The organism is Gillisia lutea (assembly GCF_021568705.1).
GTDB classification, from domain to species: domain Bacteria; phylum Bacteroidota; class Bacteroidia; order Flavobacteriales; family Flavobacteriaceae; genus Gillisia; species Gillisia lutea.
On the sequence record NZ_JAKGTH010000011.1, the window covers coordinates 152061 to 177918 of the forward strand.

Annotated in this window: 19 protein-coding genes; 14 read left to right on the forward strand and 5 right to left on the reverse strand. The window is 33.4% G+C overall.

The annotated features are described in order from the left end of the window. The first annotated feature begins 21 nt into the window (after window positions 1-21). Both L1I30_RS13225 and L1I30_RS13230 read left to right on the forward strand, forming a co-directional pair. Window positions 22-669, forward strand: coding sequence for a rhomboid family intramembrane serine protease (locus L1I30_RS13225; RefSeq protein ID WP_236134775.1), 648 nt, complete (start codon window positions 22-24; stop codon window positions 667-669). Between the two features lie 50 nt (window positions 670-719). Beyond that, window positions 720-1406 carry an SIMPL domain-containing protein gene (locus tag L1I30_RS13230; RefSeq protein WP_236134776.1) on the forward strand — a complete coding sequence of 229 codons (687 nt, stop codon included), beginning with the start codon at window positions 720-722 and terminating at the stop codon, window positions 1404-1406. 73 nt (window positions 1407-1479) lie between these two features. Here L1I30_RS13230 and L1I30_RS13235 read toward each other — a convergent pair whose 3' ends face one another. Then, window positions 1480-2595, reverse strand: a complete 1116-nt coding sequence (locus tag L1I30_RS13235) for a TlpA disulfide reductase family protein (protein WP_236134777.1) — start codon at window positions 2593-2595, stop codon at window positions 1480-1482. 134 nt (window positions 2596-2729) lie between these two features. On the opposite strand from L1I30_RS13235, the gene L1I30_RS13240 reads away from it, so the two are divergent. Continuing rightward, window positions 2730-5102, forward strand: a complete 2373-nt coding sequence (locus tag L1I30_RS13240) for a GAF domain-containing protein (protein ID WP_236134778.1) — start codon at window positions 2730-2732, stop codon at window positions 5100-5102. Here L1I30_RS13240 and L1I30_RS13245 read toward each other — a convergent pair. Further along, complete coding sequence (locus L1I30_RS13245) at window positions 5087-6274, reverse strand: Pycsar system effector family protein (RefSeq protein WP_236134779.1); 1188 nt, start codon at window positions 6272-6274, stop codon at window positions 5087-5089. The two genes, L1I30_RS13240 and L1I30_RS13245, sit on opposite strands and share 16 nt — an antisense overlap. Before the next feature lie 57 nt (window positions 6275-6331). On the opposite strand from L1I30_RS13245, the gene L1I30_RS13250 reads away from it, so the two are divergent. Both L1I30_RS13250 and L1I30_RS13255 read left to right on the forward strand, forming a co-directional pair. Beyond that, window positions 6332-10060, forward strand: coding sequence for a metallophosphoesterase (locus L1I30_RS13250; RefSeq protein ID WP_236134780.1), 3729 nt, complete (start codon window positions 6332-6334; stop codon window positions 10058-10060). A gap of 168 nt (window positions 10061-10228) precedes the next feature. Further along, window positions 10229-13006 (forward strand): outer membrane beta-barrel protein, encoded by a 2778-nt coding sequence (locus L1I30_RS13255; protein ID WP_236134781.1) that lies wholly within the window; start codon window positions 10229-10231, stop codon window positions 13004-13006. 76 nt (window positions 13007-13082) lie between these two features. On the opposite strand, the gene L1I30_RS13260 is transcribed toward L1I30_RS13255, so the two are convergent. The 3 genes from L1I30_RS13260 to L1I30_RS13270 form a co-directional block, all read right to left on the reverse strand. Next, window positions 13083-13988 (reverse strand): mechanosensitive ion channel family protein, encoded by a 906-nt coding sequence (locus tag L1I30_RS13260; protein ID WP_236134782.1) that lies wholly within the window; start codon window positions 13986-13988, stop codon window positions 13083-13085. Further along, window positions 13985-14476 carry a Dps family protein gene (locus L1I30_RS13265; RefSeq protein WP_236134783.1) on the reverse strand — a complete coding sequence of 164 codons (492 nt, stop codon included), beginning with the start codon at window positions 14474-14476 and terminating at the stop codon, window positions 13985-13987. The genes L1I30_RS13260 and L1I30_RS13265 overlap by 4 nt, the downstream gene beginning before the upstream one ends. Window positions 14477-14564: 88 nt before the next feature. Further along, entirely contained in the window at window positions 14565-14891 is a 327-nt protein-coding gene (locus L1I30_RS13270; RefSeq protein WP_236134784.1) for a phosphoribosylpyrophosphate synthetase, read from the reverse strand. A gap of 301 nt (window positions 14892-15192) precedes the next feature. On the opposite strand from L1I30_RS13270, the gene rfbB reads away from it, so the two are divergent. From rfbB to L1I30_RS13315, 9 genes are all read left to right on the forward strand, one after another. Further along, window positions 15193-16233, forward strand: coding sequence for a dTDP-glucose 4,6-dehydratase (gene rfbB / locus L1I30_RS13275; RefSeq protein WP_236134785.1), 1041 nt, complete (start codon window positions 15193-15195; stop codon window positions 16231-16233). 20 nt (window positions 16234-16253) lie between these two features. Next, the gene (gene rfbA, locus L1I30_RS13280; protein WP_236134786.1) at window positions 16254-17150 is read left to right on the forward strand and encodes a glucose-1-phosphate thymidylyltransferase RfbA; all 897 of its coding nucleotides are present in this window, start codon (window positions 16254-16256) and stop codon (window positions 17148-17150) included. Between the two features lie 133 nt (window positions 17151-17283). After that, window positions 17284-18279, forward strand: coding sequence for an SDR family oxidoreductase (locus L1I30_RS13285; RefSeq protein WP_236134787.1), 996 nt, complete (start codon window positions 17284-17286; stop codon window positions 18277-18279). A gap of 66 nt (window positions 18280-18345) precedes the next feature. Beyond that, complete coding sequence (locus L1I30_RS13290; RefSeq protein WP_236134788.1) at window positions 18346-19629, forward strand: nucleotide sugar dehydrogenase; 1284 nt, start codon at window positions 18346-18348, stop codon at window positions 19627-19629. A gap of 1 nt (window position 19630) precedes the next feature. Beyond that, window positions 19631-21025 (forward strand): nucleotide sugar dehydrogenase, encoded by a 1395-nt coding sequence (locus L1I30_RS13295; protein WP_236134789.1) that lies wholly within the window; start codon window positions 19631-19633, stop codon window positions 21023-21025. 13 nt (window positions 21026-21038) lie between these two features. After that, the gene (locus L1I30_RS13300) at window positions 21039-22475 is read left to right on the forward strand and encodes an MBOAT family O-acyltransferase (RefSeq protein WP_236134790.1); all 1437 of its coding nucleotides are present in this window, start codon (window positions 21039-21041) and stop codon (window positions 22473-22475) included. Between the two features lies 1 nt (window position 22476). After that, a complete protein-coding gene (locus L1I30_RS13305; RefSeq protein WP_236134791.1) occupies window positions 22477-23400 on the forward strand; it encodes a hypothetical protein in 924 nt (307 codons plus the stop codon). Window positions 23401-23483: 83 nt separating this feature from the next. After that, the gene (locus tag L1I30_RS13310) at window positions 23484-24938 is read left to right on the forward strand and encodes an MBOAT family O-acyltransferase (protein ID WP_236134792.1); all 1455 of its coding nucleotides are present in this window, start codon (window positions 23484-23486) and stop codon (window positions 24936-24938) included. A 76-nt stretch (window positions 24939-25014) separates the two neighbouring features. Next, a complete protein-coding gene (locus tag L1I30_RS13315) occupies window positions 25015-25854 on the forward strand; it encodes a hypothetical protein (RefSeq protein WP_236134793.1) in 840 nt (279 codons plus the stop codon). The last annotated feature ends 4 nt before the right edge of the window (window positions 25855-25858 follow it).

Below are 25858 nucleotides of genomic sequence, written 5' to 3' on the forward strand. Positions count from 1 at the left end.
TGGCACTAAACGTAAGTATCTATGGGAGATTTAAGCTTGATAACCATCATCATTATTGCCGCAAATGTTATAATTTCATTTAAAGGATTTAATGATGTAAGTTTTTTTGAAAAGTATAAATTCAATGTTGCCGATATTAAAAGAGGGTCGAAATTTCAATTTTTCACCTCAGGATTTCTTCATGTAGACACATCCCATCTTCTAGTGAATATGCTTACACTTTACTTTTTTGCGAATGTGGTAATTTATGACCTCGGCTCTTTCGGGTTTGTAATAGTGTACTTGGCAAGTTTGATTCTTGGAAATGTATTAAGTTATTATTTTCATAAAGACGAATATAGTTATAGTGCAGTAGGGGCCAGTGGTGCTGTGATGGGAATTCTATATTCAGCAATCTTACTTCGCCCAGATATGATGCTTGGCTTATTTTTCATAATTCCAATTCCCGCGTATGTATTTGGAATAGGATATTTATTGTATACCATATACGGGATGAAAAAGCGTTTAGGAAACATTGGGCATGACGCACATTTTGGTGGAGCAGTTGGTGGTTATATACTAACACTACTACTTGCTCCCTGGATCTTTCAACAACATTTACTCATGGTTATTTTGTTGGCCATTCCAATTGTAATTCTATTTGTATTGCAAAAACAAGGAAAATTATAAGCTTGGTATCTTATTTGTATAAGTTGATTGAATCAATTAAAAAATAACTTATGAAATCAATTTTATTATTATTTGCAGCTTTAGGGACTTTTGCTGTACAAGCACAACAAATACCTACACCTCCACCAACTGTAAATGTTACAGGAGAGGGAATTGTAAAGGTAGCGCCAGATCAGGTCACAATTAAATCTAGAATTGAACATGAGGGAAAAGATGTGCAGGAAGTTAAACGCAAGAATGACAATACTGTTAACTCAATTATTAAATATCTGAAATCTCAGGGTATAGCTGAGAAGAACATTCAAACAGATTATTTGAATTTGAATAAAAATTACAACTATAATGATAAGACCTATAGTTATGTAGCAAACCAGGCTATTTCTATTAAATTGGAAGATCTTAAGAACTATGAAAAGATCATGAGCGGATTATTAGAAGCAGGTCTTAATAGAATTGATGGTATTCAGTTCAAATCTTCTGAAATGGAGAAGCATAAAACCGAAGCACGAAGAAAAGCAGTGCTAAATGCCAAACGTAAAGCTTTAGAATATGTTAATCCGCTTGGGCAGAATATAGGAAAAGCGGTAAGTATCAGTGAAATTGAAACAAGCAATTATCAGCCTGTTTATAGAATGGAAATGATGAAAGCCAGCGATGCCGGTGGAAGTCAGGAAACCATTGCTCCAGGAGAACTGGAAGTGAGTGTTAAAGTAAATATTGGTTTCCTTTTGGAATAAACCCAGTTTACTCATAAAATACAAAAGCCTCGAAATTAATCTATTTCGAGGCTTTTTGCTTATTTAATAAAAACTACTGTTCTAGCAGTTCCTTGATCTTTGCATCTAAATCGTCTCCTCTTAAGTTCTTGGCTACAATTACCCCATTCTCATCAAGAATAAATTGTGCAGGAATCGCTTGTACTCCATATAATTGCGCTACAGGCTCTTGCCAGAATTTAAGGTTAGAAACCTGAGTCCAGGTTAAGTTATCATCAGCAATAGCTTGTAGCCATTTGTCTTTCTGATTTTCCTTATCTAAAGACACCCCAATAATATTGAAACCTTTATCATGGTACTTATTGTAAGTAGCCACTACATTTGGATTTTCCATTCTACACGGTTTACACCAGGCAGCCCAAAAATCTATTAATGTAACTTTTCCCATAGCATCTTTCAAGGCAACCGGTTTTCCTTCAGTATCTGGTGCGGTAAAGTTTGGTGCAACACTTCCTATTTCCACCGCAGTTCTTTTATCCAAGTTTTCTTTTAAAGAAACGGCTAAAGGAGCTTGTTTTAGCTTTTCATCTAAGGTTTCAAAAAGCGTTTTTATCTCATTTGCAGGAGTTCCCATATTTATCATATCTGTAAGAACAAGTACAGAGGTGAAAGCTTTCGGGTTTTCTTTGATTATCTTTTTCTTAAAAGTGATATCGTTATCTTTCAATTCAGATTCTGTTTTTTGTAAAGAGGCTATCTCAGCAGAGTCGCGGGAAGTAGTCATCACTTTACGCATATCTGTTCTTACCCCCATAACTTTTTTGTTGACATCTTTTAAATGATGCAAATAGGTATAGAAGGTTTTATTTTCCTTTCCTCCTTTAACATCAGATGTTGGGAGACTGTCTTTATAAATTTCAAATTCAATAGGTTCGTTCTCAGAAATAAAAACAATACTTCCATTCACGCCTTCAACAGCAAGGAAGTTCAGGTTAGATTGTGTAACTTCAGGTAAATCCAATGAGAATTTTTCATCTTTTACTACTGTCGAATCAATCTTTGTGGGTTGAAGGTTCTTATCTAATTCAGATAGATACACCATTTTTCCATTTTCAATACCTTTCAGCTCTCCTGAAATTGAATAACCATCAGATGATTTGTTACATCCAATAAGGCTTAATATAAAAATTGCAGCTATAAACTGTTTCATAAATAAATAATTTTGCGGCAAAAATACATAACTGGAAATTGAATAGGAGATTAAGTTTATAAAAAATTGTTAATTTCAATGAGTTGTGAGCAACGGCTTTAAAGAAACGCTAATTTTATGCTATATTTCAAAATATGAAAAATCAGCTACAGGACTTTCCTTTACATATAAAAATTAGTTTCCATAAAATTATAGAGCAGTATAAGCAGCAGGTTGAAAAAGAACAGAGCAGCATTGCTAAAAACTATCTTCAGGAAGTATTAAAATATGTGACTTCCTTTCCTAAATTGGAGGAGGGGATAGAAGATCCAGATGATCTTTATAAATATAAAGATGCAATTCGCATTTTATTGGATGATCTTTTTCCGAGTATTTTAAGTAATAACGAGATAAAGGCCGCCACAGTCCCTTTTCATAGTATAATTTTTAATTCTTCTAATAGATTTAGGAAGATCCTTGCCAATGCCGGAGACGATTTTGAGCTGATAATAAGGAACATAGACGAGGATATGTTCTATATCTATGGCTGTATTCTTATTTTGAATCAACATTATGGTTATGATATAGATTTTTCAAGGCCTTTATATTATGATATTCCAGATGAAAATGGCATCTTAAAACATTATAGAATTGCTTTAAATGCAGATTTTATTGAGATTGAACCGGGTGAGAACGCCATTGATATTACCGAAGAGGATGTAGACCTTCTTATTCAGAATATTGAAGATGCAGAACTTTGGAAAAAGAAATTCCCACCACATAGCTGGAATTTTAAAGGTTTTACAATTGTTAATTTAATAGATGTAACTATAGATGACGCCATCTCCGAACTAAAAACCACTCTGCTACATAAAGAGACGTCAAATCAGGATGAACTTTTAAAGTTTCAGGAGATATTTCAGTCAATTTTCAGGATCCCCGATATAAGAGTTGGTTTTACTGTGTTCAATAAAAGGGATATGGTATTTGAGAGAATGGATAATAAGGCGGCCAACAGCTTTATACTGAATAAGGAATTGGTAAATGACTGTAAAACGGGAATTTGTGAAGCTTCTTTTCGTAAGCTTATAGAAGAACAAAATTATTTTAGTATTGCCAATATTGATGAATATGCAAAAAAAACCTCTAATAACCTCCTTTCGCAAAACCTTATTAAAAATGGAGTGAAGAGTTGTATTTTGGCCCCAATTGCCAATGATACCAGCTTGCTTGGGGTTTTAGAGATAGTTTCTCCCAGAAAGAATGAACTTAATAGTATTAATGCTATTAAATTAGATGACATCCTTCCATATATTGTTACCTCTGTAGAAAGAAATAGAAGTGAGTTTGAAAATAGGGTGAAGGCTGTAATTCAAAGTGAGTGTACTTCTATACATCCTAGTGTATTATGGATCTTTGAAAAAGAAGCAAAGCGCTTTATCAAGGATTTAGATGAAGATGGGCTGGCTTCTTTTAAAGATATCGCCTTTAAGGACATCTACCCGCTTTACGGGCAAATTGATATCGTGGGGTCATCGGAAGCACGGAACTGTGCCATTCAAAAGGATCTTATGCATCAGTTAGACCTTATTGAAACTATTATAGACAAGGCATATCAAATAGAGGAATTGCCAATATATGATCAGGTAAGATTTAGAATTACTGAATTCAAAGAAGATCTGGACGATAATTTAAACGCCTCGAGTGAGCAGAAGGTTTTCAACTTGTTGCAGCGCGAAGTGAATCCGTTGATGGATCATTTAAGTAACCAGTCGGGAGAGCTGCATGAACTGGTGGTGGAATATCAAAAACAACTCAATCCTGAAACCGGAGTAGTATATAATCACAGAAAGCATTATGATGAGACTGTACAGCGCATAAACCGTACGATGGCTCGTTTTCTGGATAAAAAACAAGTAGCTGCTCAAAAGATCTATCCTCATTATTTTGAAAGGTATAAAACCGATGGGGTAGACCATAATATGTATATAGGTGCTTCGCTTACCAATAATAAACCTTTTAATAGTGTTTACCTTTATAATTTAAGATTGTGGCAATTGGGTACCATGTGTGAGATGGAAAATAAATTCTATCAGCTTCAAAGGTCAACGCCAATCCAGTTAGATGCAGCTTCATTGATCCTGGTTTTCAACAGTACTTTATCTATAAGATATAGAATGGATGAGAAAAAGTTTGATGTGGATGGCACTTATAATGCTCGTTATGAGATTATTAAGAAGAGAATAGATAAAGCTTTTATAAAAAATACCGAAGAGCGTATTACTCAAAAAGGGAAAATAGCTATAATTTACTCTCAAAGCAGCGATGAAAGAGAGTATTTACGTTATATAAAGTATCTGCAAACCAAGAAATATTTAGGGGAAGAGGTAGAATTATTAGAATTGGAAGATGTGCAGGGAGTAATTGGGTTAAGAGCTATCCGGGTAAATATTTTATATCACCCGGATGAAAACTCTACTGATAAAACTATAACCTATGATGGTTTAGTAGATTATTTAACCAAGTAAAAAGCTAATACAAAACTTATTACCGATATGATAATACCTACCATAAATACTGTGTAGGTTAATCTCAGCAATTTATATTTTCGGTTAAGCACCTGGCCCAACAAATGCAGGTCGAGCATTAGCGATTCGTAAACCCGATCTTTATCCTTAATAATCTCATTCATACCCCATTTAAACTGCTCGAAAGGCATCTTATGAAAATTACCGAAGAATAAAAGGTTAACCTCTCTGTTTTCCACCTGTTCCTTTGTGAATTCGCCTGCAGTTACATTAGGCCTTGTAGACATTATGGAAAGTATAATCGATGCAACGCTAAATACTACCAAAATTAGGGTTGGTATTAAAAGATGTTTATTAGAAGCGGCATCAAGTTTTGGGATTATATTGGCCAGCGCTAACGATATGATGATGGCATTAACAGAAAGCAGGATGTTTGCCTTAGCATCGGCAATATCACTAAGCTTGATGTGATTTCTTAGGGTAACCCTAAATAACGTTTGAATACTTCTTTCCGGGTTATTGTTTTTATATTCTGCTTTTAGTTTCGCTTTAACTTCTTCTTTCTTTAATTTTTTAACCTCTTTATTTTGTTTTTCCAATAAATTGGATAGGTTCTGGTCTTTTAAAGGTTTCCAGTTTTTTAAAGCATAATCGGTATAATAATTATGTCTATCGGTAAACATTTTAATATTTTCATCTATCCATTCTGCCGAAGTATAATTACGAATGTTTAGCAGCTGCAATTCCTGTCTTAAGAATTCGCTTGTTTCATCAAAATAATCTTTAGCGAAATGTGAACTATCGGCATCGCGAATAATCTCCTCTAATTTGCCGTTTGGAGTAGAATCAAATTTTGTTGCAAGAATACATTTTTCTACCTCGCTTATTATCTCCGGATTCACATTATTTTCTGTTAAAAACTTCTTAGCAATCTTAGCACTTTCATGCTCGTGATCTACAAATTTCACAGTGTATCCCGTGTCATGAAGCCAGGCAGAGAGCAGCAAGATCTGTTCTTCTTTAACATTAATTTCGGAATTCTCAATTAATTCTTTAGTACTTTTAACCACACGCTGAGTGTGATTATAGTTATGGTAGATGTAGGTATTTGGTAATTTTTCCTTGAATAAATCAAGTACGAAAGCATCCGTTTTACTAATCAATTCAGTCATTAAAATGTAGATTAAATATAATGCCAAATTACAAAAAAAAAGCTCCAGCAAAATTCTATGAAAAAAAATAACATATTTTTATCTTTTCTTATTTCAGTACTCCTTTTTGGATGTTCTACCTACGATGCGAAATATAGAGATAAAGACCTGCCTAAAGATTTTGGCTACCCTACCAATAAAAAAATTGAAAAATCTTTTTACCTGCTTGGAGATGGTGGATACTCTCCTACGGGTGGAATTTCAGAGGGCCTGATAGCTTTTAAAGATTTTATAGATTCAGTTAAAGTTACTAATAATTATACCCTGTTTTTAGGAGATAATGTATACCCTGTAGGCTTGCCTCCTAAGGATAGTCCGGAAAGAGAAACTGCTGAATATAGACTGGATGCTCAGTTGGATGCCATTGAAAAATATGAAGGTAACGTTATTGTTATTCCTGGAAATCATGATTGGTATAATGAAGGTATAGCCGGGTTGGAGCGAGAGGAAAGTTATTTAAAGGAGCAGTTTGGTGAGAAACTCAAGTTTTCCCCAAAATCTGGTTGTGGTCTTGATATTGTTGAAATATCTGACAATATTCAGATGATAATTATTGATTCACAATGGTATCTTGAAGATTGGGATAAACACCCAACAATTAATGATAACTGCCCGAACATAAAAACCAGAGAAGCTTTATTCCTGGAACTGGAATCGGAGCTGGGTAAGAATCAAAATAAAACTATTATTGTAGCATTACACCATCCACTTTATACAAATGGAGTACATGGTGGGCAATACAATTTCACCAGACATATTTATCCTTCGCAAAAGAAAATTCCAATTCCTGTGTTAGGCTCCCTAGCAGCACTTATTAGAACCAGTGGAGGAGTTTCTATTCAAGACGCGCAAAATGAGCGTTATAAGTCGCTGGTAGATAGATTGGAAACGATTGCTCAGGATTCTGATAGGCTGATATTCGTTTCTGGGCATGAGCATTCTTTACAATATATTGAACATGGTAAAATCAAGCAAATTGTGTCGGGTTCAGGTTCGAAAGGCTCTTATGCAGTATTGAGCAATGATGGCCTTTTTGCATATCCAGATCAGGGGTTTGCAGTTTATGATGTTTTTGAAGATGGATCTTCATGGGCAAGTTTTTATGGTAATGAGAATAATAAGGCCAAACTTTTATTTAGACATGAGGTGTTTGCTGCACCCCAGGAATATGACACTTCGAAATTGCCGAAAAAATTCCCTTCTAAGATCTCAGCTTCGGTTTATAATAAAGAGGAAACCGAGAAAAGTGCGTTGTATGAAAGTGTTTGGGGGCAGCGGTACAGAGAGCTATATGGGAAAGAAGTAGAGGTAAAGGTAGCAGATCTTGACACTTTATACGGAGGGCTTACCCCGGTATTAAAGGGAGGTGGGCATCAAACACTTTCTGTTAGATTAAAAGATACTACCGGAAGAGAATATAACATGCGTAGAATTAAGAAAAGCGCAGTTCAATTCTTACAAACTGTTGCTTTTAAAAATGTCCCAATTCAGGAACAATTGGAAAATACTATTGCCGAAAATGTGCTAAACGATTTTTATACAGCTGCACATCCATACGCTTTTCTAACGATACCCACACTGTCTAATGCAGCAGGAATTTATCATACAAATCCGCAATTATACTATGTTCCTAAGCAAAAAGCATTGGGAAAATACAATGCCGAATATGGTGATGAGCTTTATATGATTGTTGAAAGGCCTGAAGATGGTTGGTTAGGGCTGAACTCATTTGGAGAGCCAAATCATGATATACAGAGTACTTCAGGAATGTTTGAGCGATTAAGGAGAGATGAAAAATATCATTTAGATGAAAAGGCCTATATAAGAGCTCGTATATTTGATATGCTAATAGGAGATTGGGACAGGCACCAAGACCAATGGAGATGGGCTGAATTTGAAGATGCAGACGGGAATTTTCAATTTGAACCTATTCCAAGAGATAGGGACCAGGCTTTTGCTAATTTTGATGGAGCTTTTCTAGGAACACTGCGGGGGCTCGCAGGTTTTGCTAATCAGTTTGCGGTATATAGTGATGATATAAAAGATGTTAAATGGTTTAATACTGCTGCTACAGGATTGGATAGAACACTCTTGCAAAATCTTGGCAAAGAAGCCTGGGTTGAACAGGCTAAACATATTCAGGAACATCTTACTGATGAGATTATAGAACAAGCCTTTCTCAAACTTCCGGAGGCTACTCGTGGAGAAAGTACCGACTATCTTATAAAAAGCTTAAAAGGTAGAAGAGATAATATAGTTGATATCGCCCAAAGATATTATGGGTATGTAAGTAAACTTGCAATTGTTACTGGAACCGATAAGGATGATTATATTGAAATAACTAGACTTGAAAATAACCAAACCAGAGTAAAAATCTCAAGAATCAAAGATGGAGAGAAAGCCGAAGTTATTAGTGAGAAAATTTATAAGAAGTCAGAAACAAAAGAAATATGGGTTTACGGTCTTGATGATGATGATGTTTTTGAAGTTTCAGGAAAGCCTACTAAAGACCTTATTTTTGTACGAGTAATAGGAGGGCAAAATAACGATGTTTATAAAGTTGCCGAAGATAGCGGTAAGAAGATTAAAATATACGATCACAAATCTAAACCTAATACGGTTGAATCTATAGGTAAGGCAAAACTCAGATTTCGAGATAATTATGAGATAAATACCTTTGATAAGGATAAGAAAACCTTTAAATCGAATTCTATTTTACCAGGTTTGGGATATAATCCGGATGATGGCTTTAAGTTAGGGGTTCAAAGCATTCTTACCATTAATGGATTCAAGAGGAATCCTTTTACTGCAAGACATACTTTTTCTGCAGGGTATTATTTTGGAACCAATGGTTTCAATATCGATTATCAAGGTGAGTTTGCCAGTATTATTAAGAAATTTAATTTGGCAATAGGAGGATATTACGAGAGCCCTAATTCTACCAATAATTTCTTTGGCTTTGGAAATGAAACTCCAAATTTTGACGATGAAGTGGATTTTGATTATAACCGCGCTAAAATTGAGAAACTTGGAGTTGAATTCGGATTTGTAAGAAAATCACCCTTCGGAAGTTATTTTGGTTATATGGCCTCCATAGAAGGTATTAAGGTAGATGAAACTGCAAACCGTTTTATTACTGAAGATTTTACAAGTGATGATACCGATCTATTCAAAAGGAAATATTTTGCAGGATTGGATGCTACCTATAGATATGAGAGCTACGATAATAATTTAAACCCAACTCGAGGTATGAAATTCGAAATGAATCTTGGAGGTAAATTAGATGTAACCGATACGGATAGTCATTTTGGATACTTCAAACCTTATTTAGGTTTTTATAATGCTTTAATTCCAAATAGAAAACTGGTGCTTAAGTCGAATGTCCAAGCTCAGTTTAATATGGAAGATGATTATGAATTCTATCAGGCAGCTACCCTAGGAGGAGATAATGGATTAAGAGGATATAGATTAGACAGATTTGCAGGGAAGACTTCATTTGCCGCAGGAGCTGATCTTAGATATAGTTTCAACCAGTTTAAAACTTCTTTTCTACCCTTTCAAATTGGAATTTTTGGAGGATACGATGTAGGTAGAGTTTGGGAACAATCGGACAATAGTAAAATTTGGCATGACAGTTATGGTGGAGGAGTTTGGATAAATAGTGCTGAAGCGATTAATGGGACCTTCAGTATTTTTGGTGGGGGAGAAGGCACACGATTTACCTTCGGCTTCGGTTTCAAATTTTAAACTTGCTTATAACAGATTAAGAGATCCACTACTGTGGATCTTTTTTTTATAAACAAGTGAAATTTCTAATCTCATACATGATGTTAATTTTTTCTTAAATAAAATCAACTATTTCTATAGTTATAGCATTATTTCGGTTCTTAGTGGCTTAAGAAAATCTAAATTCATATGTTTAACCGTTTCTTCCTATCAGTTGTTTTTACAGCAATTTCCTTTTTTAGTTATTCTCAAGAGTTTTCTATTTCGGGTAGATTAATAGATTTTAACAGTAAAGCTCCAGTGGAGGCTGCCACCGTTTTTGTGGAAACCTTAAAGGATAGTTCTTTAATAACCTATACAATTACCGATAAAGGCGGGAATTTTAACTTGAAAGGTCAGACTCAATCTCCTTCAGTAAACCTACTAATTTCCTTCGTGGGATATCAGCCAGTAGAGAGGAAGATCAGTTTTTCTGAAAATCGGGATATGGTTTTACCGGAAATTACTTTGGAAGAACAGATAGAATCTCTAGGCGATGTTGTAGTTCAAGCTAGACGTCCCCCAATCACTATTAAAAAGGATACCCTAGAATTTAATGTAGATTCTTTTAAGACGAAAAAAGATGCAAATGTTGAAGATCTATTGAAGGAGCTACCGGGAGTAGAGGTAGATGAGCAAGGGAATATTACCGTAAATGGAAAATCTGTGAATAAAATATTGGTTAATGGAAAACCTTTTTTTGGAAACGATCCAACAATTGCCACTAGAAATCTTACCAAAGAGATCGTTGAAAAAATACAGGTTACCGATACCAAATCGGATTCTGAGGCATTTAATGGAGAGGCTGGAGACGACCAGAATAAAACTATTAATATTACCATCGATGAAGAGAAGAACAAAGGGATTTTTGGAAGGGTAGCTGCAGGTGGAGGAACCGATGAACGCTTTGAATATGCTGGTTTAATAAACTATTTCGATAATGACTTGAGAATTAGTGTGCTGGCAGGGGGGAATAACATCAACTCTCCCGGGTTTAGTTTTGGAGAAATTCAGAAGATGTTTGGTTCAGCCAGATATATAAGCATTAATAATGGGACTTTGAACTTTGGAGGGAAAGTATTTGGAGGCGGACAGGGAATTACGAATTCCAGAACTGCAGGTGCTAATTATGCCGATAATTTAGGGAAAAAGACAGAGTTGAGTTCCGACTATTTTTATTCAGCTTCCAATTCATATGAAGATAGGATAAGAAGCAGAGAGAATATTTTACCGGATGGCCGTTATTTTTCAAATTCTACATCCAACACGGTGAGTAGCAGTGATAATCATGCTGTTAATTTAAATTTTAAAACTAAGATTGATACTACCTTTTTGATAGAAGCAAGACCAAAATTCAATTACAGCAAATCTGATTCCAAGTACTCTAATCTCGAAGAAACTTTAAATGAAGATCGGGTACTTACCAATTCTTCTAATAATGATAATAGTAATTTTAGGGAAGGAAGAGATTTTAGTAATGACCTAAGTGTGAATAAGAAATATGGATCTAATGGCGGATTTGTACGTCTCAGCATGGAAAATAAGATTAATGATACCGATTCTGATAGTTATTTAAATTCGGAAACCCTCATATTTGGTGAGGATCCTGAGCAAATATTAAGAAATCAGTATACCGATGGAAATCAGAAAACAAATGATCTGGAACTTAGTACTAATTGGAGGGTCCCTCTTTATTCAAACAAGATGTTTATGGAGGCAGAATATAGATTCAGCAATAGTAAAAAAGATGATCGACAATTAGTGTATGATTTTAACGAGGAAAGTGACTCATATTCTTTATTTAACTTAGAACAAAGTACAGATTTTACAAATAGGGACCGAAGTTCCAGACCCGAGTTAGGTTTGATATATGATGTAGATAAATTTAGAATTAGGTTCACCACCGCTTATGTATTTCGAACACTGGAAAGTGAAGATGCTTTAAGAGACATCAACTTTGAAAATGATTTTAATGCATTTGAATTTGGCGGGAATTTAAGATATAAATTTAGTCAGAAGACAAGTTTATATGGCGGCTATAATTATTATAATAGTGTTCCTGATATTAGAGAATTATCTCCGTACGTAGATGTTTCTAATCCTTTACATACCATTCAAGGTAATCCCGATTTAAAACCTGCAAAAACTCATAGATTATATCTCAATTTCAATAATTACGATTTTCAATCCAGAACAGGTATTTATAGCTATGTTAATTTAAATTTTGCTGATGATAGAGTAGTTCAGAAGTCGTTTATAGATCCTTCATTTGTTAGAACAACTACTTATGAGAATGTGAATGGCTATTATCAGCTTTATGCAAATATCAACTACAGTAAAAAGATAGAATTAGATAGTATTAGATCTCTTAATTATGAGATAGGAACAAGTGTAAATGCAAACAGAAATATTAATTTCAATAATAACATCAAATATGCCAGCAAAACTTTTACATACAGCCCTAATTTAGGGCTTCGTTTTATTTGGAAAGATCTTTTTGAAATTAGACCGAGCTATGAACTGAATATTACTAAAAACACCTTCGATTTAGATGCTTTCGAAGATCAGAATTTTTTGAGACATGAGCTAAGGTTGAGAACTACAACATCGTATCCTGAAAAATTGGAGTGGAGTAATGATATAAGGTATGTTCATAATCCTAATGTACAATCAGGGTTTGAGCAAAATTCAGTGTTTTGGAATAGTTCATTAGCTTATTCCATTTTAAAAGACAAGGGTACGCTAAGCTTTAAAGTGTATGATTTACTTAATCAAAACACCAACACCAGGAGAACCGCGAGTGAAGATTATATAGAGGACGTTGAGAGTACTGTATTACAACAATACTTCATGCTAAGCTTCAGCTATAAATTCAATACCTTAGGAAAAAAAGGGGAGACAAGAAATAGCTCTTTTTGGTTCGATTAATTTTGAATTTATGGAATGAAAAAAGCCTCCAGAGTTGGTTAACAACGTGGAGGCTTTGTGTTTTAAATAATAGATTTTAATCTTGTTTGCTAGGATTATTTATTGATAATTGATTTGTAAAATCGATCGTTCTAATTGGGAACGGAATATTGATGTTGTTCTTATCAAATGCTTTTTTAACTGCTATTATAGCCTTATTGTTTGCTATTAAAATATCTCTATTTTTAGAAACATCTGTCCAGAAACGGGCGACAAAGTTAATGGAGCTATCCCCAAATTCGGTATACATAAATTCCACTTCTTCATTTCCTCTAGGCGGGAATAATTCAGATAGCGTATCTATGGTAAGCTTTTGAACAAACTCAAGATCACTGCTATAACCAACTCCGCAATTAAGCATAACCCTAGAGCGTTTGGTAGAAGTAAAGTTTTTGAAAGGTTCATCTACAATTTTGGAATTAGGTATCACTACGTAATTATTGTCAGACCCTCTAATGACGATATTTCTTAAAGTAATTTCAGTGACCTCTCCACTATAACCATTGGTTTCCACCCAATCTCCAATTTGTATTTCAGGTAAGAAACTAAGTATAACTCCAGAAAAGGTGTTGTTTAATGTGCCTTGTAGTGCTAAACCAATGGCCAAACCTACTACTCCGGCACCGGCTAAAATGGATGTTAATACCTTATCTAAATTCAGGAGGCCTAAGGCGAAGAAGAAGCCTATCAAAATCACTACAACTTTTACAACCTTAGTAGTGATTTGCCTGATGGAATCTTGGGATCCTTTTTTACGAAGGATGCGATCAATAATTTTAGCAGTGTATTTGGCAACTACTATAAATAGTACAAATACCAAAGCAGCCAAAACAAAGTTTGGTAAATTAAGAATAAGGGCATCGAGCCAACCCAAGAGTTTGCTCCATATGCCCTTTATAGATTCATTTAAATTAAAACCCTTCAAAAAGTACAGTGAGATCATACAGTCTTATGATTTTCACTCGTCTTCATTTTCCATGCATCTAGCATCCAGCTTGTTTTCTCTAATTCTCTAATATAAGCCCCAATAAGATCAATAGTACCTTCATCACCGCCTTTTTCAGCGATCTCTACTACTTTTCGCATCTGACTTAGAATAATGCCGTGGTCATTAAGCAGAGTAGATATCATTTTTGAGTCGGATATATCTGAAGGAGATTCTTTTAAGTTAGAAGCCTTTAAGTACTCACTCATATTACTAGTGGGTTGAAATCTTAGAGTTAATATCCGCTCTGCAATTTCATCTACTTTTAACTTAGCATCATCATATAATTCTTCAAATTTTTCATGAAGATCAAAAAAGTTCTTTCCAATAACATTCCAGTGGAAGTTTCTCAATTTTTGATAGTACATATGATAATCTGCAAGCAACACATTAAGTTCCTCAACGGTTTTAGCAGTTTTTTTCTCGTCTAATCCTAAATAGTTCATAGATTTAATTTATTAGTTTTTTAAATTCGATATAAATTTACAATAGCGCACAGGTTCTTGCAATTTTCACGTTTAGTTTAGTACAATTTTAACGGTCTGAAATAGGTCGATCCTCTTTCAGATCAAGTTTATCTAACATGGCTTTAGAAATCTGCCCACTTGAGATACCATAACCATCTACTAAAACTCCTTTCTTGCCATTATTAGTGGTTACAGCATAAAGAATGGCATTATCATCCGGATTACTCATTCCTTCAAATCGAAGTACTTTATCCACTTCAAATTCGTCATGATGGAAGAATTCTTTTTCTGACTTTAATTCTATTTTTTCATCTAGAAGATTGAAATCATATTCGTATCCTTCCTCTAATTTCAGTTTATTTATTGCTTGTGACAATGTTCCGTAATCTTTCATAATCAATTTTTTTGGTTGAATTCACATAAAATTACTCTGCTATTCGGGCAAATACAAATTCGGAAGAGTGTTTAGTATAAGTTTAACTTGAATATTGAAAGTTATAGGGGAAAGATTTCAAACCTTTTTTAAAGAAGATGTTTGTTGCTATTAGATTAGTCTAAACTTAGATTTAATATATTTGACTTTCCATTCAAATACGGAGATCTTATACTCGATTTAAAAGAATAGTTCTTAATTTGAATTAAGTCTAGGTGTAGTAGAATAAAATGGATTCCATAAGAGAAAAGGTAAATCAATCATGAAAAAAGTTCTAATTACAGGAGGTGCCGGTTTCATAGGGTCTCATGTAGTGCGTCTATTCGTTAATAAATATCCAGAGTATCAAATTTATAATTTAGATGCTCTCACCTACGCCGGAAACTTAGAAAGTTTGAAGGATATTGAAAAGGCTGCTAATTATACTTTTTTAAAGGCCGATATCAATAATTCCCAAGCGATAGAAGATCTCTTCATGGAATTTGCATTTGATAATATAATTCATTTAGCAGCAGAATCTCATGTAGACCGGTCTATAAATGACCCTATGATTTTTGTAAAGACGAATGTTATTGGAACAGTTAATTTGTTAAATGCTGTAAGGAAATTCTGGGGACCTAATTTTGATAATAATAAAAGGTTCTATCATATTAGTACAGATGAAGTTTATGGGAGTTTAGGAACAGAAGGTTTATTTACAGAAAAAACACCCTATTCTCCCAATTCCCCTTATGCAGCATCAAAAGCAAGTTCAGATCATTTTGTGAGATCCTATGGGGAAACCTACAATTTACCTTATGTTATAAGTAATTGCTCTAATAATTACGGGCCAAACCAATTTCCCGAAAAACTGATACCGCTTTTTATATCTAATATTATAGAGAATAAATCTTTACCTCTGTATGGGGATGGTAATTACACCCGAGACTGGTTATTCGTAATAGACCATGCAAAGGCTATAGATTTAATCTTTCATAAAGGTCTAAATAAGTCTACTTATAATATTGGGGGTTTCAATGAATGGAAAAATTTAGATTTGGTTAAGGTGTTGTGTGAAATAATGGATGTAAAATTAAATAGGCAGAAAGGGGCTTCAGCTAAATTAATAACGCATATTGAGGATCGCCCTGGACATGATAAGAGGTATGCTATAGATGCCACAAAGATAAATAAGGAACTAGGGTGGGAGCCATCAGTTACATTTCGAGAAGGTTTAGAGAAAACTGTAGACTGGTATCTTGAAAATTCAGAGTGGATGCAGAATATAGTATCCGGAAAATATCAGAAGTATCATATGGATTAAGCTCCAATTTAATAAATTATATGAAGGGAATAATATTAGCAGGTGGAACCGGAACGAGGCTTTATCCAATTACAAGAGGAATATCAAAACAATTATTGGCAATCTATGACAAGCCAATGATATATTATCCTTTATCCGTTTTAATGTTATCGGGAATAAAAGAAATTTTAATCATTTCTACTCCAGAAGATCTTCCAAATTTCAGAAAGTTGTTGGGGACAGGAGAGGAATTAGGATTACGTTTTTATTATGAAGAGCAGGCTTCTCCTGATGGTTTAGCCCAAGCTTTTATTATAGGGGAAGAATTTATAGGGAAAGACGATGTCTGTCTGATATTAGGAGATAATATTTTTTACGGCCAAGGTTTAACAGGGCTCTTGTCTGAAGCTGTTAATAATGTTAGTAAGAACGGGAGGGCAACTATATTTGGATATTACGTGAAGGATCCTGAAAGATATGGTGTGGTAGAATTTGATAGTAAAGGAAAAGCTTTAAGTATTGAAGAAAAACCAAATACACCAAAAAGCAATTATGCTGTAACCGGGCTTTATTTTTATCCGAATTCAGTAATAGAAATGGCTAAAAAATGCAAACCCAGTTCAAGAGGGGAATTAGAAATAACGACTATAAATCAAGACTTCCTTGGGCAAAATTTATTAGATGTTCAATTAATGGGGCGAGGCTTTGCATGGTTAGACACGGGAACTCATGAATCTCTACTCGAAGCTTCAAACTTTATTCATACAATCGAAAAACGTCAAGGTCTTAAAATAGCATGTTTAGAGGAAATTGCATTCGATAAAAAATATATCTCTAAGGAACAACTTTTGAAACTAGCTGAGCTCTTAGGTAAAAATGAATATAGTGAGTATCTGTTAAGAATATCAGTAAAGGTAAGAAGCACTAGTCACAACTAGGGTTGTGCCTTTTGGCGGACAGTATTGACAGCTATTCATGAATTGTTTTACATTTCTTTAAGATATACAAACGCATGGCTTAAATTAGAAATACTATCTTTGCAAATTCTAAAATTAATTTAAATAGTTATAAATGAATAAGGAGCAGTTTTCTTCATTAAATAATTCAAAGGTTCTGGTAACAGGGGGTGCCGGTTTTATTGGTTCTAATCTCTGTGAAAAGCTTTTGGAGTTAGGTGCTCAAGTTATTTGTTTGGATAATTTTGCAACGGGAAAACGGGAAAACTTAAGTGTATTTTTTGATAATCCTAATTTCACACTTATAGAAGGGGATATTCGTAATCTAGAAACTTGTCAGAAAGCGGCGAATGGGGTTGATTTTGTCCTACATGAAGCCGCGTTAGGGTCTGTTCCACGTTCTTTAAAAGATCCAATTACCAGTAATGAAGTAAATGTTTCTGGATTCTTGAATATGTTGGTTGCAGCCAGAGATGCTAAGGTTAGAAGATTTGTGTATGCTGCAAGTTCTTCTACATATGGAGATTCTCAGAATCTTCCTAAAGTAGAAGATGTTATAGGTAAACCGCTTTCTCCCTATGCTATTACGAAATATGTTAATGAATTATATGCAGATATTTTTAAAAACGCATATGATCTTGACACCATAGGCTTGCGATATTTTAACGTATTTGGTAGAAAACAGGATCCAAATGGCGCTTATGCGGCAGTAATTCCAAAATTTGTTATTCAGCTAATGAATCATGAATCTCCAGTAATAAATGGGGATGGTACCTATTCCCGTGATTTTACATATATAGATAATGTTGTTCAAATGAATTTATTGGCCTTAACAACAGATAATAAAGAAGCTTTGAATCAGGTATATAATACCGCTTTTGGAGATCGAACCAATTTACTTGAGTTAACTACACTGTTGAAGGAATATCTTTCTGAGTATGATTCTAAAATAGGAGATATTGAAATTAAGCATGGTCCAGAAAGAGCAGGAGATATTCCCCATTCTTTAGCTTCCATAGATAAAGCGAAAACAATATTAAATTATGATCCAAAGTATAATATACAGTCTGGTCTTAAAGAGGCTGTTAAATGGTACTGGGAAAATTTATAATAAACAAACACTTTGGTTCTCATCTCAGATTTGATTATGTGAGAATTTATAAATAATAAAAAAAAAATGAACAACGATACAAAAATAGCAGTCATTGGTCTAGGATATGTAGGATTGCCTTTAGCAAGATTGTTTGCGTCCAAGTACCCTGTAATTGGTTTTGATATTAATCAGGACCGAGTTAATGAGTTAATGGGAGGGCATGATAGTACTTTAGAGGTTGAAGATGAACTGTTGGCATCTGCATTGGTAGAATTTCCTTCAGAAAAAAATGGTTTATACTGTTCGACCAATTTAGATGATATTACAAACTGTAACTATTATATAATCACGGTTCCTACCCCTGTAGACAAGAATAACAGGCCTGATCTAACACCATTATATAAAAGTAGCGAAAGTGTCGGGAAGGTTTTGAAAAAAGGAGATATCGTTATTTATGAATCTACTGTATACCCGGGAGTTACAGAAGATGAATGTGTGCCAGTACTTGAAAAAATAAGTGGACTTAGATTTAATGAAGACTTTTATGCTGGATATTCTCCAGAAAGAATTAATCCTGGCGATAAAGAGCACACTGTAGAGAAAATATTAAAGGTTACAGCGGGTTCTACTCCAGAAGTTGGGAAGAGGGTAAATGAACTCTATTCTAACGTAATTACTGCCGGAACGCATTTGGCGCCAACCATTAAAGTTGCTGAGGCCGCCAAAGTAATTGAAAATTCCCAAAGAGATATTAATATTGCTTTTGTTAATGAGCTCGCAAAGATTTTCAACATGATGGGTATTGATACACAAGATGTATTGGAAGCAGCAGGAACAAAATGGAACTTCTTGCCTTTTAAACCGGGTCTAGTTGGCGGGCACTGTATTGGGGTAGATCCATATTATTTAGCTCAGAAGGCTCAGGAGTTAGGTTACCATCCAGAAATTATATTGGCGGGTAGAAGAATGAATGACTCTATGGGGCAGTATGTTGCTTCTGAAGTTGTTAAATTAATGCTTCAGAATGATCTTAAGGTAAAAGGTGCAAATGTTCTAGTTCTAGGTATTACTTTTAAAGAAAATTGTCCTGATGTGAGAAATACGAAAGTGGTTGATGTTATTCGCAATATGAAGGAATATGGAATGAATGTTATTATTTTTGATCCTTTGGCTAATCCGGAGGAAGTGGCGCATGAATATTCATTACCAACTACTAGAACTTTACCAAACGAAAAATTTGATACAATTGTTTTAGCAGTTTCACATAAGGAATTTTTGGACATGGATTTGAATGGTCTAAAAAAAGCTAATGCTGTAGTTTACGATGTTAAAGGAGTTTTAGGGAATAAATGTGATAAAAAATTATAGAATGAAGATTGAAAATATATGTTGTATTGGGGCTGGATATGTAGGCGGACCTACTATGGCAATAATTGCGCAAAAATGTCCACATATTAATGTGACAGTGGTAGATATTAATGAAAAAAGGATCGCTGCTTGGAATGATGAAGATGTAAATAATATTCCAATCTATGAGCCTGGATTATCGGATATAGTAAAAGAGGCAAGAGGAAGGAATTTGTTCTTTTCTACTGAAGTTGATAATGCAATAGACAAGGCTGACATGATCTTTATTTCCGTTAATACTCCAACCAAAACCTACGGGATGGGTAAGGGTATGGCTGCAGATCTTAAATTTATCGAATTATGTGCTAGACAAATCGCGCGTGTCTCAACATCGGATAAAATTGTAGTGGAAAAATCGACATTACCTGTTCGAACAGCAGAAGCCTTAAAAAATATATTGGAGAACACTGGAAATGGTGTGAAATTTCAAATTCTTTCCAATCCAGAATTCTTAGCAGAAGGAACTGCGGTTGATGATTTATTAACTCCAGATAGGGTTTTGATAGGTGGAGATATTGATTCAGAAAAAGGTAAAGAAGCTGTGAACGCTTTGGTAGATGTTTACGCAAACTGGGTATCAAAAGAACATATTTTAACTACAAATGTATGGTCTTCAGAATTGTCTAAGTTAACAGCAAATGCATTTTTGGCTCAAAGGGTTTCAAGTATTAATGCAATGAGCGAATTGTGTGAAAAAACTGGTGCAGATGTAAATGAAGTTGCCAAAGCGGTTGGAATGGATTCTAGAATAGGTTCCAGGTTTTTGCAATCTTCCGTTGGATTTGGAGGGTCATGTTTTCAAAAGGATATTTTAAATCTTGTTTATATAGCTAAATCTTATGGATTAGGAGAAGTTGCAGATTATTGGGAGCAAGTTATTATACTTAATGATCATCAAAAAAGACGGTTTGCGGAAAAAATAGTAAAGACTTTATTCAATACTGTTTCTGGAAAAAAAATAGCAATTTTAGGTTGGGCTTTTAAAAAAGACACGAATGATACAAGAGAATCTGCCGCTATTTATGTTGCAGATTATTTAATGAATGAGCAAGCGGAAATTATAGTCTATGATCCTAAAGTGACTGAAGAGCAAATATATGCAGATTTAGATTATCTAGGTACAAGAAGTGAAAATGAAAATAGATCTTTATTAAAGGTTGTTAATACAGCGAAAGATGCATGTAGAGATTCGCATGCAGTTGCTGTATTAACTGAATGGGATGAATATAAAAAATTAGATTGGAAAGAAATTTACTCTAACATGTTGAAGCCAGCGTTTTTATTCGATGGAAGAAGATTATTAGAGCGTAAAGCAATGGAAGATATAGGTTTCGAGTTTTATGCAATCGGTAATTAGTTGATTTTGATTTATGCTATTTAATTCTCTAGATTTTGCAATATTTTTACCTATTGTATTTATATTGTATTGGTTTGTATTTAATAACAACTTAAAATGGCAAAATGCTCTTATTGCTGTATCTAGTTATATATTTTATGGTTGGTGGGATTGGAGATTTTTAAGTCTAATATTATTTAGCACGATAATCGATTATTTAATAGGTATTGCGTTATCAAAAGAATATTCTTTGTCAAAAAAGAAAATTTTATTGTGGGTCAGTATTTCGATAAACTTGGGTTTTTTAGGGTTTTTTAAGTACTATAATTTTTTCTTAGACAATTTCAAGTCTGCATTTAGCTTTTTTGGTAATGAAATAAATTCTAATTCTTTAGATATTATATTACCAGTAGGCATAAGTTTTTATACTTTTCAAACACTAAGTTATACAATAGACATCTATAGAGGGAAATTAAAACCCACTACAAATTTTATTTCATTCGCAGCTTTCGTTAGTTTTTTTCCTCAATTAGTAGCTGGACCTATCGAAAGGGCAACGAACCTATTACCTCAGTTTTATAGAAAGAGAAAATTTGAATATTCCCAAGCTGTGGATGGATTAAGGCAAATTTTATGGGGGCTATTTAAAAAGATAGTTATTGCAGATAATTGTGCAGAGTATGCAAATATGATATTCAATCATTCTGATGACTATTCAGGGAGTACCCTTTTTATTGGAGCCATATTTTTCGCATTTCAAATTTATGGGGATTTTTCTGGTTATTCAGATATTGCTATTGGAACATCTCGTTTATTTGGTTTTAATCTTATGAGAAATTTTGCATTTCCCTACTTCTCCAGAGATATTGCTGAGTTTTGGAGACGATGGCATATTTCGCTTTCTACTTGGTTTAGGGATTATTTATATATTCCACTTGGTGGTAGCAGGGGAGGAACGTGGATGAAGGTTAGAAATACATTTATAATTTTTATAGTAAGTGGTTTTTGGCATGGAGCCAATTGGACTTTTCTAATTTGGGGTTTCCTAAATGCACTTTATTTTCTTCCAGTGCTTTTAGCAAAAAGAAATAGAATGAATTTAGAGGTGGTTGCATATAATTCGAGTCTTCCAAGTTTAAAAGAGTTTTTTAATATAGTTTTAACTTTCGCGCTGACCACCTTTGCATGGATATTTTTTAGGGCAGAAAATGTTGGGCATGCATTTAATATTCTAAAAGAAATATTTTCTAATTCTTTTTTAAAGATTCCGACCGTGCTTCCATTTATGATTATTCTATTAACGATTTTCTTCATAATTGTTGAGTGGTTAGGAAGGAGAGATGAATACGCTATCGAGAAATTAGGGTTTAAAACTTCACGATATGCTAGATGGGGCTTCTATATGTTCATTGCAACATTGATCTTTCTTTTTGATGGAAAGGAACAGGCATTTATTTATTTCCAATTTTAATATGAAAAGTTTTTTAATTAAAATATCGATGTTTTTGATGTTTCTAAGCTTAATAGCTATAGGAATATTTCTATTAGCTGATGGGAATTCTGATTCATACTATACAAACTTCACCTCTTCTAAACAGAGTTCGCTTATATTAGGTACTTCAAAGGCTGCTCAAGGACTCCAACCAGCGGTAATAAATGGAGTTCTAAATAGATCAGATGTGAATAATTTTGCATTTACCGTAGCCCACAGTCCTTATGGTCCAGTTTATTTGAAGGCAATTAAGAAGAAAATTGACACAAATACTAAGGATGGAATTTTTATCGTTACAGTAGACCCTTATAGTGTTTCTGGTAGACATAAAGATGCCAATGATGTAGGATTATTCAGAGAAAATGATAAATTTTTAGCAACGGTTAGCAGTGTTACATCTAATCCTAATTTTGAATATCTATATCAAGAATATTCTTATCCGTACATTTATATACTTACTAAAAAGTGTGATTATATAGATGATGATTTTCTACATCCTGATGGTTGGAATGAGGTTAATATATCTATGAAACAAAAGGATTTTGAGGTAAGAAACAAATCAAAAATAAAATCTTACAAAAAACTATTAAAAGTTTACAAATTTTCAGACAAACGTTATGAATATTTTGAAAAAACAATTTCCTTTTTAAAAGATTACGGTGATGTTTATATAGTTCGTCTTCCTGTTTCAACTCCTTTTTTAGAAATGGAAAATAGTGTCTATAAGGAATTTGATAATAAAATTACCTCTACTTCTTCTAAGTTTAATGTTCCATACTTGGATATGACTAAAGATGATAAAGAGTATGAATATACTGATGGTAATCACTTGTATAAAACATCAGGAGTCGAAGTTAGTACCCTAATTGCAAAATGGATTTTTAATCATAAAAATTTTAAATAAGAGATTTTCATTATGTTCTAATTGATGGCTTATGCTAATATTCGATCATAAAGAAGATTTTATCACTTTTACTCTCATAATAAATGTTATTTAATTCTCTAGATTTTGCTATATTTTTGCCAGTGGTGTTTATTCTTTATTGGTTTGTTTTTAATAGAAATTTAAAGCATCAGAACTTATTAGTAGCTGTTTCTAGTTATGTATTTTATGGTTGGTGGGATTATAGGTTTCTATCGTTAATTATATTTAGTACGATATTAGACTACTGGATTGGTAGAGGAATTGTTCATACATCTCTCCCAAAACAGAAGAAAATATTACTCTGGATTAGTATAATAATTAATCTTGGTTTTCTTGGAATTTTTAAATATTATAATTTTTTTATAGATAATTTCAGAAGTGCCTTTTCTTTTCTTGGGTATGAAATAAATACCAATTCACTCAATATTATATTACCGGTTGGAATTAGTTTTTACACTTTTCAAACTTTAAGTTACAGTATTGATGTATATAAAGGTAACCTGAAGCCCACTAATGATTTTATTAAGTTTGCTGCTTTTGTAAGCTTCTTTCCTCAATTAGTCGCCGGGCCTATTGAAAGAGCAACTAATCTACTGCCCCAATTTTATAAGAGACGAAGATTTTCTTATGAAAATTCAGTCAATGGTCTTAGACAAATTTTATGGGGCTTGTTTAAAAAGGTAGTAATAGCAGATAATTGTGCGGTGTATGCTAATTATATTTTTGAGAATTCTTTAGAATTACCTGGAAGCACACTTTTTATTGGGGCACTTCTTTTTACAATACAGATATATTGTGATTTTAGTGGATACTCTGATATAGCAATTGGTACCTCTAGATTATTTGGATTTAATCTTATGAAGAATTTCGCGTTCCCCTATTTTTCTAGGGATATCGCTGAATTCTGGAGGAGATGGCATATTTCACTATCTACATGGTTTAGAGATTACCTTTATATCCCCTTAGGAGGAAGTAAAGGTGGTGTACTAATAAAAATAAGAAATACTTTTATAATTTTTATTGTTAGTGGTTTTTGGCATGGTGCAAATTGGACCTTTATTGTTTGGGGAACCTTAAACGCTATTTACTTTCTCCCTCTACTGCTGTCTAATAAAAATCGAAATAATCTTGGTATAGTTGCTGAAAATAACAACATGCCAAGTTTAAAGGAATTATTTCAAATGCTAGGGACATTCCTTTTGACAATTTTTGCTTGGATCTTTTTTCGAGCTGAGAGTTTAAATCATGCAATAAGTTATATTGGTGAAATTTTATCTTGGTCTTTGTTTAATCCCCCATCTTCTTTAGACGTTATAGGGTTGAAAAAGATTTTAATATTTTTAATTGTACTATTTTTTATGATAGAATGGTTTGGAAGAAAAGGAGATTATGCGTTGGATAATATAATTTTCTTAAAATCAAAATTGGTGAGATGGGGCTTTTATAGTTTTATTGTTTTTTTGATAGGTATGTTTATGTATACAGAAAAAACCAATTTTATATATTTTCAATTTTAATATTATGAGGTCTTTTCTATTAAATTTATTACTATTTATTGTCTTCGTTGTCATAACCTATTTCATAGGTATATTAATGGTAGGCGATATTTTGATGAGAAGAACTAATGCAAATATTATGTACGAGCCAGAGAGTGGTTTTAATGCTATTAGATTTTCTGAAGCAAATGAAATTGAAGAATTAGACGTGCTCTTTATAGGTTCTTCTCATTCTTATCGAAGTTTTGATCCAAGAATTTTAAATCAGTACAAACTTAGAACTTTTAATTTAGGAACTAGCTCTCAAACTCATGTTCAGACCAATTATATTTTAAATGAATATCTAAATGAGTTAAACCCTAAATTAATAGTTTACGAAGTATATCCTAATACTTTCATGAGCGACGGAGTGGAGTCCACTCTGAATTTGTTATCTTCGCACGATATGGATTTTTCTCTAGCTAAGATGTCAATAGCTACTGGTGACCTTACAGTATATAATTCATTTATCAATATTATTTCTTATAAAATAACTGGCAGAAAAGTAAAAGAAAATTATCCTACAGAAGAAAAATATATTAATGGAGGTTATGTAGAAACCGTGGGCATTACCAATTTCAGTAAAGTTAAAGATAAGTATTGGAAGCCTAGGCAAGAACAATTAAATGCTTTCGAAGAGAATTTGGAGCTTATTAAGGCTAGAAATATTCCTTATATTTTAGTAGAAGCACCTTACACTTATAATTATCTTAATCGAGATGAAATAGATAAATATTTAAATGATAAGGGTGAGTTTTATAATTATAATAAATTAATAAAATTGGATGAAAATATATATTTTAAAGATTATCATCATTTAAACCATGCTGGAGCAGCTATCTTAACAACTACTATTGCGCCGGTTTTGGTGAAAAAAATGACACAGACAAATTATTAATTTT

What these genes read in the sequence shown, in the direction of transcription:
- L1I30_RS13225 (WP_236134775.1), top strand. Translation starts at nt 22, where the DNA reads ATGGGAGATTTAAGCTTGATAACCATCATCATTATTGCCGCAAATGTT.
- L1I30_RS13230 (WP_236134776.1), top strand. Translation starts at nt 720, where the DNA reads ATGAAATCAATTTTATTATTATTTGCAGCTTTAGGGACTTTTGCTGTA.
- L1I30_RS13235 (WP_236134777.1), bottom strand. Translation starts at nt 2,595, where the DNA reads ATGAAACAGTTTATAGCTGCAATTTTTATATTAAGCCTTATTGGATGT.
- L1I30_RS13240 (WP_236134778.1), top strand. Translation starts at nt 2,730, where the DNA reads ATGAAAAATCAGCTACAGGACTTTCCTTTACATATAAAAATTAGTTTC.
- L1I30_RS13245 (WP_236134779.1), bottom strand. Translation starts at nt 6,274, where the DNA reads ATGACTGAATTGATTAGTAAAACGGATGCTTTCGTACTTGATTTATTC.
- L1I30_RS13250 (WP_236134780.1), top strand. Translation starts at nt 6,332, where the DNA reads ATGAAAAAAAATAACATATTTTTATCTTTTCTTATTTCAGTACTCCTT.
- L1I30_RS13255 (WP_236134781.1), top strand. Translation starts at nt 10,229, where the DNA reads ATGTTTAACCGTTTCTTCCTATCAGTTGTTTTTACAGCAATTTCCTTT.
- L1I30_RS13260 (WP_236134782.1), bottom strand. Translation starts at nt 13,988, where the DNA reads ATGATCTCACTGTACTTTTTGAAGGGTTTTAATTTAAATGAATCTATA.
- L1I30_RS13265 (WP_236134783.1), bottom strand. Translation starts at nt 14,476, where the DNA reads ATGAACTATTTAGGATTAGACGAGAAAAAAACTGCTAAAACCGTTGAG.
- L1I30_RS13270 (WP_236134784.1), bottom strand. Translation starts at nt 14,891, where the DNA reads ATGAAAGATTACGGAACATTGTCACAAGCAATAAATAAACTGAAATTA.
- rfbB (WP_236134785.1), top strand. Translation starts at nt 15,193, where the DNA reads ATGAAAAAAGTTCTAATTACAGGAGGTGCCGGTTTCATAGGGTCTCAT.
- rfbA (WP_236134786.1), top strand. Translation starts at nt 16,254, where the DNA reads ATGAAGGGAATAATATTAGCAGGTGGAACCGGAACGAGGCTTTATCCA.
- L1I30_RS13285 (WP_236134787.1), top strand. Translation starts at nt 17,284, where the DNA reads ATGAATAAGGAGCAGTTTTCTTCATTAAATAATTCAAAGGTTCTGGTA.
- L1I30_RS13290 (WP_236134788.1), top strand. Translation starts at nt 18,346, where the DNA reads ATGAACAACGATACAAAAATAGCAGTCATTGGTCTAGGATATGTAGGA.
- L1I30_RS13295 (WP_236134789.1), top strand. Translation starts at nt 19,631, where the DNA reads ATGAAGATTGAAAATATATGTTGTATTGGGGCTGGATATGTAGGCGGA.
- L1I30_RS13300 (WP_236134790.1), top strand. Translation starts at nt 21,039, where the DNA reads ATGCTATTTAATTCTCTAGATTTTGCAATATTTTTACCTATTGTATTT.
- L1I30_RS13305 (WP_236134791.1), top strand. Translation starts at nt 22,477, where the DNA reads ATGAAAAGTTTTTTAATTAAAATATCGATGTTTTTGATGTTTCTAAGC.
- L1I30_RS13310 (WP_236134792.1), top strand. Translation starts at nt 23,484, where the DNA reads ATGTTATTTAATTCTCTAGATTTTGCTATATTTTTGCCAGTGGTGTTT.
- L1I30_RS13315 (WP_236134793.1), top strand. Translation starts at nt 25,015, where the DNA reads ATGGTAGGCGATATTTTGATGAGAAGAACTAATGCAAATATTATGTAC.